Genomic DNA, 13,585 nt, shown 5'->3' on the forward strand with positions numbered 1-13,585 from the left:
CTCAGGGGAACTCGGCGACGATCTCGAAGTCGGAGTCCAGGACCTGGACGGTCTGGACACCGTCGGTGGTGGCGATGGTGGCGATGTGCTCGCCGTCGGGGCTGACCCCGATCGGGAGATCGAGGTCGACTTCGACCTCTTCCGCTGGCAGGAGCTCGCCGGTCTCGGTGTCCCACACGTAGGGCCCCTCCTCGGCGGCGTCCATCGTGGCGCCGTAGGCGAGGGAACCGTCCGGGGAGAGCGCGACGGTACTCAGGCTCTCGTCGTGGTCCTCGGGCAGGTCCAGAGCGCGGGTCTGGCCGCTGTCGAGGTCGACGACGAAGGCCTCGTCCCGGTCGACGGCCACCGACATCGAACTGCCGTCCTCGGACAGCGAGATGTCATACCATTCACCGTCGTCGAAGCGGTGGAGCTCCTCGCCGGTGTCGGGGTCCCAGACGACCGCAGCGATGTGCTCGGAGTAGTCCCGGTCGGAGAGCACGGCTGCCAGGGCCGAGCCGTCCGAGGTGTACTGGTGCTCGACCAGGAAGCCCTCGACCTCGAAGTCCGACACGACCTCCTCCTCCGCCAGGTCCCAGATCTGGACCATGGGATCGCCCTCCTCGGTCCCGTCGATGGAGGCCAGGACCGCCAACCGGCTGCCGTCATGGGTGAGGGCCGGCATGTCGAACATGCCGAAATCCTCGTCGATCCCCAGGACCGCGATCCGGTTGTCGCTGCCCCCCTCCCATACCTCGACGTACTCGTGCGTGGCACTGGCGACGTAACCGGTGGGAACGAAGTCGGCGCCGCTCGGGACCGGTGTGTAGTCGTCGACGATCTCGCCTTCGCGCCAGTCCCAGGTGGACAGGGTCGAGGCCCCGAAGAGGTGGAGCTGGTCACCTTCCTCGGAGAACTTGAGGGTGTAGACCCAGCCCTCGAGGTGCGGTGACTCCGTGCCGTCGTCCGGCTCTCCGTCAGTGCCGCCCTCGGGGGGTTCGTCCCCGCCGCCGTCCCCGCCGCCGTCCCCGCCGCCGTCCGCGCCGCCGGAGGCCGTATCCGGGGTGTCGTCGGAGCCGAGGGGAAGCGCGGCCAGGGCGAAGGCACCGCCCCCGAGCAGGATCAGAGCGCAGGTCGCGGCGGCCGCGACCACCACCGTCCTGCGGCGCCACCAGGGACGGGGAGCCGCCCCGGCCTGCGCTTGCAGGTTGCCCATGGAAGCGGTGGTCTGTTCGGCGGCCTCGGCCCGGTGCGTCTCACCCGCCTTGGCGTTGATCTGCTGGTTGACCTGCGAAGGCAGCCAGCCGTGCTCGGCCGAGGGCAAGGGGAGACCGGAGAGTTCGCTCTGGATCGCGTCGGCGCCCGGACGCCGGGCGGGGTCCTTGGCGAAGCAGCGGGCGAGGAGGTCGCGCAGTGGACCCTCGGGCGCCGCCTCCAGGTGCGGTTCCCCGTTCATGACCTTGTTGAGGGTGCTGATCGGGCTCCCCGAACCGAACGGGGGGCTGCCGCTGGCGGCGAACAGCACCGCGCCCGCCATGGAGAACACGTCCGCGCTCGGCGTCACGTTCTGCCCGGTGATCTGTTCCGGAGAGGTGTAGGAGGGGGTACCGAAGGTCTGCCCGGTGCGGGTGAGGACGGTGCCCTCGACGGCTCGGGCGATACCGAAGTCGATCAACTGCGGGCCGCGCGGCGACAGCAGGATGTTGCTCGGTTTGAGGTCGCGGTGCATGAGCCCGGCCGCGTGGATCGTGGACAGCGCTTGGGCCAGGCCGAGGGTGAGGACCCGGAGCGACTCCTCGGGGAAGGGGCCGTTCTCCTGGACCGCCTCCTTGAGGGTGGGGCCGGGCACGTACTCGGTGGCCATCCACGGAGCCTCGGCGTCCGGGTCGGCGTCGAGCACGGCCGGGGTGAAGGGGCCGCGCACGCGCTGCGCGGTGCGCACCTCGCGGGCGAACCGCGCGCGGAACTGGCTGTCGTGGGCGAGGTCTTCCTTGACCACCTTCAGGGCGCACAGGTGCCCGTCCGGGGTGCGCGCGAGATAGACCTTGCCCATGCCGCCGGCACCGAGGCGGGCGAGGATCCGGTGCGGGCCGATGGCGTGCGGGTCGTCGGAGGCGAGGGGTTGCACGGCTGTGTGTTCCTTACTGCGTGCGGCTGCGGGGCGGGGCATCCGTGTTCCGGCAGGTCCCGAAGGTACGCGAGGGAGCGATCTTCCCCGCCAATGTAGCTTGTCGGTGCGCGGGTACCCGGGAGTGTGTCCTGTTCCGGCCGGAGTTCGGCCTGCCTGTGCACCGGGACGCCGTTCGGCGCGTCAGGCCCGAGGGGCGTCAGGTGCGCGGCGCGCATCGAAGCGGTGCGGGTCGAACATGCCGATGGCCAGGTCCGTGCGGCCGTCCCTGGCCAGGTCCGCCAACGCCTCGCCGACCGCCGAGGCGAACTTGAAGCCGTGTCCGGAGAAGCCCCCGGCCAGGACCAGTCCTGGGAGCTCGTCGCGCCGACCGATGAGGAAGTGCTCGTCCGGGGTCATGGTGTACATGCAGGACACCATGCGCTCGGGCCGGGGGCCGACCCCGCGCAGGCCGGCGGCCAACTCGCCCAGACGGCGCGCGTCCGCCTCGTCTGGAGGGCGGGGTCCGGTGTCGGGGTCCACGGGCTCGCCCCACTGCGAACCGGGTGGACGGGCGCCGGGCGCCCTCGCCTCGGACGACTCGGCGTGCACCCCGATCTTGATGGTGCGGCCGCCGTCCATGCTGGGGAAGCCGTACCAGAGGGTGCCGTCCGGTTCGTCTCGGGCGAAGACGGGTTCGGGGTCGGCGGTACTCGGAGAGGGTTCGGTGACGGGGAACCAGCCGAGTACGCGGCGTTCCACCCGGATCCCGCCGCCGAGGCCGACCAGTCCGGGCAGGAGGCGGGGCATCCAGGCCCCCGCGGTGACGACGACGCGGCGGGCGCGGATCTCGGTGTCACCGACCCACACGCGGGGGCGGTCGGGGTCGGGCTCGATCCGGGTGACGGCGCGTTCGGTCCACACGCGGGCCCCGGCCTGGCGGGCCAGGCGGACGGCGGCGAGGATCGAGGCCTCGGGCAGGACCACACCCGCGGCGTCCTCGAAGACACCGGCCTCGTCCGGGCGCACGGCATGGCGGGGGTGGCGCTCGGCGAGTGCGGTGGGGGAGAGGTGTTCGTGGGCGAGACCGTGGCGTTCGGCGGCGGCCACTGAGCCGGCGATCGCGGCGGAGTCGGGCCGGCCCAGCATCAGGGCGCCCGAGCGGACCACGAGACGGGACTCGGCCGCTTCCTCGAGCTCGGCCCAGGCGCGCCAAGCGGCCCGGATGAACGGTACGTACCCGGCGCCTTCGAGGTAGGCGGTCCGGATGATGCGGGACTCGCCGTGACTGGAACCCCGGTCGTGCCCGGGGGAGAACTGTTCGACGCCGATCGCGTCGACCCCGTCGCGGGCGAGGCGCCACAGGGCCTGGGAGCCCATCGCGCCCAGGCCGACCACGACGGTGTCGGTCTCGACGTGTGTACTCACAGGCGAACAGTGCTCACTGGGGCGGGGATGGGGGAGATCGGCGAAAAAGGGGGCTTCGCCGAGGCGGAGAGCCGGGGCCCGGGCTAGGCGGCGACCGGCTGGCGGTGGGTGTAGTAGTGCGCGGGCTCCGGAACCTGTGCGAACGGGTTGAGGAGAGCGGCGGCACCGGCCGGGTCGCTCGCGGGGTGCGACATCGCCCCGCCCTGGAAGAGGTCGTTCCAGAAGAACCGGCCGTCGCGGCACCAGACGTTGACGTCGCGCATGACGGAGGCGACGGCCATCTCTGAGGTGCCCGACCAGTAGAGGGGGCGGGACGCCACGGAGGCGAGTTCACCCAACAGCGCCGTGATCGCGCGCTCGGCGCAGAAGGCGTGGCGGGGCTTGTGCTTGATCCGGCTGGCGAGTGCCGACTTCGCCCGGGAGGCCCGGGGGTTGTTCAGGCGCCAGTGACTCAAGGTCGTCTCCAGTGTGTGTCGGGTACCGCGGTTGTGCTGACCGTGTGTGCTTGTTGCGGCCACGTCGCCGCGGTGTGAGGTCGGTTCACCGTGTCCATCCGGAGTTGGTGACTTCCCTCCGCGAAGTTGGCGAGACGTGAACGATGTCGTTACCTCGCAGTTATTCTTCGCGCTCCGGATGCTAGCAGTAACTGACCCCTCGTGGTCGAGACTTTCAAGAGTGACGCATGTCACAACTAACAAATGAGTATCGACCTGTTTAATCATAGAACCTGCACGTCAGAGGTATCTTTTCGTATTCCTGTTCCCATTGTGGAAATCAGATAAAGGGACTGTAGTCCCGTTCTGGTTGTCATGAGGCTCACGCGGAGTGGCAACCGTTGGCTTATCGGTGATTACTCATGGTGACTTTTTGCTGGTTGTGTGGCCTTTGCCTGCGTGGTGTTGCTCTTTGCCTGATCTGCACCCGCCGCTGCCAGGGGCATTCCCGTCCGCTTTGCGTGCCTGGTCACCCCCGTGTAAGGGGCAGTCCGAGGCCTGGAGGACACTGGTGGGTGGCCCGAGCAAGGAGAGAAGTAGCGACGTGACACAGACCCAGACATCCGGTGACCGGACTTCCGTGAGTGGAAGTGCCCCCGCAGAACCCGGGGGAGGGGCCCGCGCCTGGCTGGTGTGGGGTGTCGCGGTGGGCGGCTACTTCCTCGCCATGCTGCACCGCAACGGGCTCGGCGTCGCCGCCCTGGAAGCGCAGAGCAGGTTCGACGTGGGCCCCGCGCTGCTGTCACTCCTGCCGATGCTGCAGCTCGTCGTGTACGTCGTCCTCCAGGTGCCCGCCGGTCTGCTCGCCGACCGTCTCGGCCCACGGTTCACCCTGACCATGGGCATGGTGGCGATGGCCGTCGGATCGTGCCTGTTCGCGCTCGCCCCGGGGATCGAGGTGGCCGTCGCCGGAAGGTTCCTCATCGGCCTGGGTGACGCGCTCGTGTTCCTCAACGTCATCCGATTGGCCGCACTGTGGTTCCCCCGCTCGAGATACGCGCTGGTCAGCGGTCTGACCGGGGTGGTCGGCGGTACCGGGCAGGTGGCCAGTGCCGCCCCGCTGGCCTGGGCGCTCGGCGGCGTCGGCTGGGTTGCGGCCTTCCTGGCGACCACCGGCCTGACCGTCCTCATGGCCCTGATGGTGCTCCTGATCGTCCGTGACCGCCCCGCGGGTGCGGCCGGGCGTTCGACCGTGGCCGACCCCATCTCCGTGTGGGCTGCGATCAGAGAGGCGCTGCGGGCGGACGGCCCCCGGGTCGGTATGGCGCACCACGCGGCCGTCATGGCGCCGTTCACGATGATGATGGTGCTGTGGGGCTACCCGTTCCTTGTCGGCGGTCTGGGACTGTCCGAGGGGACCGCAGCGGTCACACTGACCGGCCTGGCCGCGGGTGCGCTGTGGATGGCACCGGTCGCGGGGGCACTCGTCGGCCGCTGGCCGGGCGTGCGCGTCTACTTCGCGCTGATCCTCGCGGGGACGCTCAGCTTGGGGTGGCTGCTCCTGGTGGTGTGGCCCGACGGCACGCCGGTCCCCGTGGGTATCGCGGTGATGGCGGTCAGTGCGCTGGGGCAGACCATGGCGCCCACCATCTCCTTCGACTTCGCCCGTGACGGGATCCCCGCGAGCCGGACCGGGGTGGCGTCCGGCCTGGTCAACATGAGCGGGTTCACGACGGCCGTCGTGTGCACAGTGGCCGCCGGGGCGATCCTCCAGGCGCTGCCCGACGAACCGGCCTCCTATCAGCTGGCCTTCGTCCCGATGGCGGCCACCACGACCCTGGCCACCTGTGTACTGGCCCTGTTCGTCTGGCGAGGCCGGTGGAGACGGAGCGTAGTGGAACGCGGAGCGTAGAGGAACAGGGGGCGTAGAGGAACAGGGGGCGTAGAGGAACAGGGGGCGTAGAGGAACAGGGAGCGTAGAGGAACAGGGAGCGTAGAGGAACAGGGGGCCTGAAAGAGTCGGGGTAGAGCCCGGACGCCGAGGACCTGGAGGACATCGACATCCTGCGGATCGCCGCATACTTCTGCCTCATCGTGACGAGCATCCTGTTCCTGCTGTGGATGCGGACCGCGGAGAAGGGCGAACGTCCGCCGAAGCTGCTCGTGTTCCTTCTTGGTCTGGGCACGGCGATGATGATCACCAGCCTCGTGGTGGATGTCTGAGGAGGCCGTGTGTTCGGTACTGCTCTGCTGCTGGTGCTCTTGGGTGGCGCTCTGGTGCTCATGTGGGCCCAGATCCCTCAGGAGAGGGAGGAGACCCGCCGCAACCTCCAGTCGTTCGCGGTGGTGTCCTTCGGCCTCGCCTGGCTCTTCATGGTCCTGTCGCTCTTCTTCGAGTACTGACCGCCTGGGGTCTGTGGGTACGGACCGTCCGGGGGCTGTGGGTACGGACCGCCCGGGTCTATCCTTGTGCGTTTGAGGACCGAGGTCCGGGGTTTTGAGACATGGGCTCAGGGGCTCAGGGGCTCAGGGGCTTTGAGACATGGGCTCAGGGGCTTAGGAGCTCACGGTGGTGGGGTTTGCTTCGGTTGGGGTTGTCTTCTGCGCTGGGGGTTCCCTCTTTTCCCGCCGCCCGATTGTGGCCGTCTCCGCTACGCGCCTCAAGGTCGACGCCATCGAGCGCTTCGCGCGTCATTGGCGCTCCACCTTGACCCGCTCCGCTCCGACGGCAGGTTGGCGGCTACGGGAAAGAGGGGCTGGGTGGTCGAGGTCCAAGCCGGGTCGGCCTGGCGGCCGATACCTGCCCCTGCGCCGGAGCGTTGACGCCTGGCGGTGTCGCGGCTGGTCATTCGCCCCTGCGAACGCCGAACAGCACGGCCTGCGGCCGGTTGGGCCCCTGCGCCGGAGCACACCGGTTAAGGGTGTCGCGGCCGGTCATGGTGTGCGGCGAACCCCCCCGGGGGGTGGGCCCTGTGGTGGGGCGGTGAACCCTCCGATTGGAAGCACTATCGGGGGTGAGGTTGCTTTCGGGCAGGGGTCCGGGCTGGGTCGGGGTCCCCGTCCGAGTCCTTACCCTTGTTGTTACTTCCCCGGTTGCGGTGGGAGGGACGGCCCTGCCAGACGGACTGCTCCGGATTGGTCTCCCGGCGATACTTCAACCGGTTGTGATCCGAGCACAGTGGCTGAATATTGTCCGCGCTCGTGGACCCGCCGGCCGAGAAGCTCCTCTTGTGATCGGCCTCGGAGTCGCTGGCCGGGGTGTTGCACCCCTGGTACCAGGCGCAGGTGGTGTGACCGAACATCCCCGCATCCCGAAGGGCACCCGTAGCGTTGCGCTGGGTGCGGCCCACGTCCAACACCGTCTCCCCCTTCGGGGAGGTGATCATCCGGCGCAGCACACTGTTGGGGGCCAGGGCGCGGATGGCGGCCATGGAGACCACCTGCCCATCCTGGGTGGTGGCCGGACCCGCGCCCTCTTCCTGGTTCTGGAGGCCGAGGAAGGTGGGCAGGGGCACCATGATGTTGATCATCGCCACCGCAGCACGCTTGCGACCCGTGCCGCCCTTGCCCTTGCTGTCCCCGGTGCCGGCCTCGGCGCCCTCAGCGTCCCCGGTGGGGTCGGTGGGCTGGGAGGCGGAGCGGACCAGGTTCATGAACGCGTCATACATCCGCTCCGAAGCCGACACGTGCAGCCTCTCGGGGTCATAGTCCACCTCGTGGGCCTTGAGCTCACGCTGGATCTCCTCGGCGTGCTCACTGGGACCCCAGAGCTCGACCATGAAGGTCGCATCAAAGGTGCGCACCAGGCGCGCACCACGGGCGTCGAAGGCGGCCTGGTACTGCTCTTCCACCACAGCCGGGTTGTACTGGGCCAACAGCTCCCGGCCCAGCCGGGCGATGTGGGAAGTCGACATCGCCGGCTCCTTAGCCTTAGCGGCCACGATCCCGGCCTCCATCATCCGCCGAAACTCCCCGGCATCGGGGTGGCGGCCGGTGTTGCGCGCCCCCACCGCCCTCTCAGCGGCCCGGCACACCGCCACCGCCTCCCCAATCGACAACAACCCAGAGTCCAAGCCCTGGCGGGTGGCGGGCAGCTCCAGGGCGAACAGGCGGCGGGCCAGCTCGGCGCGCCCGTTGGCCTCAACGGGGACCATCCCCACCGAGTGGATCAGCCAGTTCTGCACCGACCGCTGCCCACCGGCCTCCAACAGGGTGCCGGCCGCTTCCAGCTGGGCCAGGCGCAGCAGCATCGCCAGCTGGGCCTGTTCCATGTCCTCGCACACCTGCGAGATCACATCCAGGACCTCACCGGCCGCACCGGTCGGGGGCACCTCGCCCATTTCCGAGGCGATGTTCTTCCGGGCAGCACTCATGGCGGTCGCGGCGGGGGTATTGCCCGCCGTGTTCCCGCACTGCCCGAAAGAAGAAGTCATGGTTCAAGCATATCAAGAAGGGCGCAGAAAGGACCTATCCTGGAGGTGATACAACCCTTACCCGGCCACTCCGACTCGCCTTTCCGATCCCCAAAGAGAAGCCCTCCAAGGAAGGTGCGAACACCCCCGTTCGCATTCCCGGGCAAAGCGGACAAATCCGTACCCTCGTGGGAATGATCTTGCTACTAGGATCAATCTCGGCGCCGAAATTGCTTCTGGTAGAAAGATCATTTGGGAAAGGCTCACCCGGCCGAAGGTCGGGGCAGTTCGCAGCCCAGCATTGACCGGCCGCGACACCCGCAACCGGTGGGCTCCGGCGGAGTGGCCCACCCGGCCGCTAGGCCGTGCTGTTCGGGGTTCGCCGCACGCCTTGACCGGCCGCGACACCGCCAGGCGTCAACGCTCCGGCGCAGGGGCAGGGATCGGCCGCCAGGCCGACAGAATGAGTTTTTCGGGCGAAGCCCGAAATGGCTCGGACCTCAACCACCCGTCCCCCTTTCCCGATAGCCGCCAACCCGCCGTCGTAGCGGAGCGGGTCAAGGTGGAGCGCCGTTGATGCGCGAAGCGCTCGATGGCGACGACCTTGACGCGCGTAGCGGAGACGGCCACAATCGGGCGGCGGGAAAGGAGGGTGCCAAAAGCGATAAGGGGAGCACTGTCGAAGGGCGATGCCCCGGTGATGGTTCAGACAGCCTGTCCGTGCTTATCGGAGGAAAAGAGCTTCAGTTCACTCCTCCATCTTTTGGTATGTGCAGACGCGGCTGAACACCGGAACGCCGGAATATCGGAACGCTGGAATGCCGGAACGCCGAAACGCCGGAAGGGCGGAACGACCTGGTCGTCCCGCCCTTCCGGCGGTGTTGCACGGTTGAGCCGGGCCCGAGGGGCTCAGCTCGAGGGCTTAACCCGAGAGGCTCAGCCCGAGAGGCTCAGCTCGAGGGGCTTAGAAAGCCTCCTCGGGCACCTCCATGAGGCCCAGGTTCACGGTCTGGGCGATCTTCAGCTCGGCCTCCACGCGGGGCAGGAACTGCTCGGCGAAGAAGCGCGCGGCGGCGATCTTGCCGGTGTAGAAGTTCTTGTCCTCGTCGCTCGCGCCGTCGATGCTGTTGAGCGCGATCTCGGCCTGGCGGAGAAGCAGCCAGGCCAGGACGACGTCGCCGAAGGCGTTGAGCAGGCGGACCGAGTTCAGGCCGACCTTGTACAGCTCACGGGTGTCCTCGGCGGAGCCCATCGCGTGGCCGACCATGAGCTCGACCATCTTCTCGACCTGGCCGAGGGAGCTCAGCAGGAGCGCGCGCTCCTCCTTGAGCTGGCCGTTGCCGGCCTCGCTCTCGGCGAAGGCCTTGATCTCGGCGGACAGCTTGCCGATGGCCTGGCCGCCGTTCTTCACGATCTTGCGGAAGAAGAAGTCCTGGGCCTGGATCGCCGTGGTGCCCTCGTAGAGGGTGTCGATCTTGGCGTCACGGATGTACTGCTCGATCGGGTACTCCTGCAGGAACCCGGAGCCGCCCAGGGTCTGCAGAGACTCGGCGAGCAGCGCGTAGGAGCGCTCCGACCCGACACCCTTGACGATCGGCAGCAGGAGGTCGTTCATGGCCTCCAGCTCGGTGGCGTCCTCACCCTTGGCCTGCGCGATCTGGATCTCGTCCTGCGTGGTGGCCGTGTAGAGGACCAGCGAACGCATGGCCTCGACGTAGGACTTCTGCGTCATGAGGCTGCGACGCACGTCCGGGTGGTGGGTGATGGTGACCTTCGGGGAGCCCTTGGCCCCGGCGATGTCGTTGCCCTGCACGCGGTTCTTGGCGTACTCGAGGGCGTTGAGGTAGCCGGTGGACAGGGTGGCGATGGCCTTCGTCCCGACCATCATCCGCGCGTACTCGATGACGAGGAACATCTGGCGGATGCCGTCGTGCTTGTCACCGACGAGGTAACCGATGGCGGGGTGCTTGTCGCCGAAGGTCAGCTCACAGGTGGTGGAGGCCTTGAGGCCCATCTTGTGCTCGACGTTGGTGACGTAGGCGCCGTTGCGCTCACCGAGGGAACCGTCCTCGTTGACCAGGTACTTCGGCACCAGGAAGAGGGAGAGGCCCTTCGTGCCGGGGCCTGCGCCCTCGGGGCGGGCCAGCACCAGGTGGAAGATGTTCTCGGTCATGTCCTGCTCGGCCGAGGTGATGAAGCGCTTCACACCCTCGATGTGCCAGGTGCCGTCACCCTGGTCGGTGGCCTTGCTGCGGCCCGCGCCGACGTCCGAACCGGCGTCCGGCTCGGTCAGCACCATGGTGGCGCCCCAGCCGCGCTCGATGGCCTGCTCGGCGAACTTCTTCTGCGCCTCGTTGCCTTCGGAGTGCAGGATGCTCGCGAAGCCGGGGCCAGCCGAGTACATGTGGATGGAGGGGTTGGAGCCCAGGATCAGCTCGGCCGCGGCCCACACCAGCGAGCGGGGGGCGCCGAGGCCGCCGAGCTCCTGGGGCAGGTCGATGTTGTACCAGCCGGCGTCCATGTAGGCCTTGTAGGACTTCTTCAGGCTCTCGGGGAGGGCGACGGTGTTCGTCTTGGGGTCGAAGACCGGAGGGTTGCGGTCGGCGTCCTCGAAGGACTCGGCGACCACGCCGGTCGCGAGACGGTTGACCTCGTCCAGGATCGTGCGTGCGGTGTCCTCGTCCAGCTCTTCGAACGGGCCCTCGCCCAGTACGTCTTGGCGCTTGAAGAGTTCGAAGAGGTTGAACTCGATGTCGCGCAGGTTGCTCTTGTAATGCGTCATGGACAGCTCCGCTTTGTGTCCCCGGCCGCGGTGTCTGTACACGCGGATCTACCGACTAGTAACAAGTCAATGTTACTACCCAGTAGGCCTGGATGCCAGTGACGATAGACACTTGTGTCCTCAAAGCCACGTCAAGAGTGCGAATGCCCTGTTCGCGGGCGATGCGCCGACGTGGGCGGCGAACGCTGGGACCGCTCCCGGTGCCGGCGCCGGGAGCGGGACCAATGGCCCTGGCTTTCTGAGCCAGGGCCATTGGCACACCGATCAGCGGGCGCTTGCCCGTCAGCAGGAGCCCCGGCCGACGGTCGAGTCGCACAGGGCCTCGCCGTCGGTCCAGGTGAGCGCGTCCCGGGCGTCGTCGCCGAACGCGCGGGTGACGGACACGTCCACCCCGTGCCCGGAATCCTCCGCGAGCCAGACGCGCACCTCCTGGGTTCCGTCGCCCGAGTCGTCCCGGAGCACGTAGAACGGGTGCGGCACGGGGGACTGGCCGCTACCAGGGTCGGTCCACCAGTCCGCCCCCTGGGCGTCGGCCACGTCCACGAAGAGGCAGTCGTGCGAGGAACCGCCGTACTCGCACGTGCGCGGTTCGGCGCCGCCGTGGCGGCCCACACCCGGGTCCGCTTCGATGCCGTCGTTCAGCGCGCGCCAGTACACGTCGTCGCAGGCGCCGTCGGAGCAGGCGTTCCAGTCCGTCCAAGCGTCCGCCCTGGCGGCGGGCGCTTCGGCCCCACCGTTCAGGGCCGTGCAGTACCTGTCCACGATGTAGGGCACCACGAGGTCGGACACCCACGCGGAGTCGATGGCCTCGCCCGCCGTGTTGTCGGTTCCGAGCCCGGCGGAGTCCATCTGCCACAGGCCTACGCCCGGGTTGAAGAACAGCCCGTCGCGCCCTTCGGGGTCGTACAGCCCGTCCTGGTTGTCGTACCGGGACAGGGTCATCGGTGAGGGGGTGTCCGGGGTGCCCGCGGAGACTTCGGGCCATACCGGTGCCAGCGCCAGGGCGGTGGCCTCGTCTGCGGAGATCGCGCAGGACGCACCGTCGGCCGCGCTCTCCGCGGCACTCTCGGCGGCGGCCAGGGGTTCGCTACCGAAGGTGAGCTGGCCGGGCGGCACCTCGGCGTTGGCCAGCTTCGCCTCCAGTACGTCCTGGTCCGCGGCAGCGCGCTCCGCGGGGGTGCCGGCCGGGGTGGGGGTGAATTCGACGGGGTCGCCGTCGGCGAGTGCGGCCTGGGGCGATGCGGCGAGGACTGCCGCGGTTACGAAGGCGGTGAGGGTGGCGGGGAGGTTTCGGGCACGCCGGTGCCAAGGGGGTCGGGGGGTGTTCACGCTGTCCACCTCTTCTGAGCGGGTTCGAGGGGGACTACCGCCGGGGTGGCGGTAGTTTTCTACAGACTCAGTGAGTCCGGAGGGAAATTACCTTCCGGACCGTGGGTGGACAAGGCCCCCGAGGCAGGGGGATGGGGAAGTGTCACCTCGGGGACAGGGTCACATCGCGCCGGCCCTGGTTACGTCGGCCCTGGCTAAGCCGCGCCTGGCTAAGCCGACCCTGGTTACGTCGGCCCTGACTGCGCCGCCCCTTGTGGCGCCGCGCTCCGTTCAGAGCACGTCGAGCGGGCTCGCCCCCGCGGGCGGCGGGAAACGATCGTTCAGCGCCTTGAGGTCCTCCTCGGTCAGCCGTAGGTCCAGGGCTGCCCGGTTCTCCTCCACGTGCGCGCGGTCGCTCGCCTTCGGGATCGCGCACAGGCCTCCGCCCGCCAGCACCCAGGCGATCGCCACCCTCGCCGGCGTGACCCCGTGCCCCGCGGCGACCTCCGCCAGGACCGGGTCGCCGAGCAGGCGGCCCTGCTCGATCGGGGAGTAGGCCATCACCGGAACCTCGTGGTCCCGGCACCACGGCAGGAGGTCGTACTCGGGGCCGCGCCGGGACAGGTTGTAGAGGATCTGGTTGGTCGCGCAGGCGTCGCCGCCCGCCGAGGACCACAGCTCGCGCATGTCATCGGTGTCGAAATTGCTGACCCCGAACCCGCCGATCTTCCCCGCCTCCTGCAGTTCGGCGAAGGCCGCCAACGTCTCGGCGAGCGGCACCCCGCCCCGCCAGTGCAGCAGGTAGAGGTCGATGTGGTCGGTTCCCAGCCGGCGCAGGCTGTCCTCGCAGGCACTCACCGTGCCCTGCCGGTCGGCGTGGTGCGGTAGGACCTTGCTCACCAGGAACACGTCGTCCCGGCGGCCCCGGATGGCTTCGCCCACCACGCGCTCCGCCCCGCCTGAGCCGTACATCTCGGCGGTGTCGACCAGCCCGAGTCCCAGGTCGAGCCCGTGCCGCAGCGCGGTGACCTCCGACGCGTGCGCCGAAGGGTCCTCCCCCATGCCCCAGGTGCCCTGTCCCAGTACCGGCAGCTCACCGCCGGACGGCAGCCGTAGGTGTCTCATAACCGTTCCC

Annotated in this window: 10 protein-coding genes; 3 read left to right on the forward strand and 7 right to left on the reverse strand. The window is 68.9% G+C overall.

What is annotated here, in order from left to right; genetic code table 11:
• Nucleotide 1: 1 nt before the first annotated feature.
• From ACYVDG_RS21630 to ACYVDG_RS21640, 3 genes are all read right to left on the reverse strand, one after another.
• On the reverse strand, nt 2-2,107 hold the full coding sequence (locus tag ACYVDG_RS21630) for a WD40 repeat domain-containing serine/threonine protein kinase (protein ID WP_460756472.1): 2,106 nt from the start codon (nt 2,105-2,107) through the stop codon (nt 2-4).
• A gap of 183 nt (nt 2,108-2,290) precedes the next feature.
• On the reverse strand, nt 2,291-3,514 hold the full coding sequence (gene solA / locus ACYVDG_RS21635; protein ID WP_460756475.1) for an N-methyl-L-tryptophan oxidase: 1,224 nt from the start codon (nt 3,512-3,514) through the stop codon (nt 2,291-2,293).
• Between the two features lie 83 nt (nt 3,515-3,597).
• A complete protein-coding gene (locus ACYVDG_RS21640) occupies nt 3,598-3,969 on the reverse strand; it encodes a hypothetical protein (RefSeq protein ID WP_460756478.1) in 372 nt (123 codons plus the stop codon).
• 583 nt (nt 3,970-4,552) lie between these two features.
• Between ACYVDG_RS21640 and ACYVDG_RS21645 the strand changes: the two genes are divergently transcribed.
• The 3 genes from ACYVDG_RS21645 to ACYVDG_RS21655 all read left to right on the forward strand — a co-directional run bounded on the left by ACYVDG_RS21645 (nt 4,553) and on the right by ACYVDG_RS21655 (nt 6,351).
• On the forward strand, nt 4,553-5,860 hold the full coding sequence (locus tag ACYVDG_RS21645) for an MFS transporter (protein ID WP_460756483.1): 1,308 nt from the start codon (nt 4,553-4,555) through the stop codon (nt 5,858-5,860).
• A 182-nt stretch (nt 5,861-6,042) separates the two neighbouring features.
• Nucleotides 6,043-6,171: a hypothetical protein gene (locus ACYVDG_RS21650; protein WP_460756488.1), complete on the forward strand. Its 129-nt coding sequence runs from the start codon at nt 6,043-6,045 to the stop codon at nt 6,169-6,171.
• 9 nt (nt 6,172-6,180) lie between these two features.
• Nucleotides 6,181-6,351, forward strand: coding sequence for a hypothetical protein (locus ACYVDG_RS21655; protein WP_460756492.1), 171 nt, complete (start codon nt 6,181-6,183; stop codon nt 6,349-6,351).
• A gap of 602 nt (nt 6,352-6,953) precedes the next feature.
• Here the strand turns inward: ACYVDG_RS21655 and ACYVDG_RS21660 are convergent.
• The 4 genes from ACYVDG_RS21660 to ACYVDG_RS21675 all read right to left on the reverse strand — a co-directional run bounded on the left by ACYVDG_RS21660 (nt 6,954) and on the right by ACYVDG_RS21675 (nt 13,575).
• Nucleotides 6,954-8,381: an HNH endonuclease signature motif containing protein gene (locus ACYVDG_RS21660; protein ID WP_460756497.1), complete on the reverse strand. Its 1,428-nt coding sequence runs from the start codon at nt 8,379-8,381 to the stop codon at nt 6,954-6,956.
• A 943-nt stretch (nt 8,382-9,324) separates the two neighbouring features.
• Complete coding sequence (locus tag ACYVDG_RS21665) at nt 9,325-11,142, reverse strand: acyl-CoA dehydrogenase (RefSeq protein ID WP_460756502.1); 1,818 nt, start codon at nt 11,140-11,142, stop codon at nt 9,325-9,327.
• A gap of 282 nt (nt 11,143-11,424) precedes the next feature.
• Nucleotides 11,425-12,471: a hypothetical protein gene (locus ACYVDG_RS21670; protein WP_460756505.1), complete on the reverse strand. Its 1,047-nt coding sequence runs from the start codon at nt 12,469-12,471 to the stop codon at nt 11,425-11,427.
• A gap of 270 nt (nt 12,472-12,741) precedes the next feature.
• Nucleotides 12,742-13,575 carry an aldo/keto reductase gene (locus ACYVDG_RS21675; RefSeq protein ID WP_460756509.1) on the reverse strand — a complete coding sequence of 278 codons (834 nt, stop codon included), beginning with the start codon at nt 13,573-13,575 and terminating at the stop codon, nt 12,742-12,744.
• Between the last annotated feature and the right edge of the window lie 10 nt (nt 13,576-13,585).

The organism is Nocardiopsis oceani, from assembly GCF_054777395.1.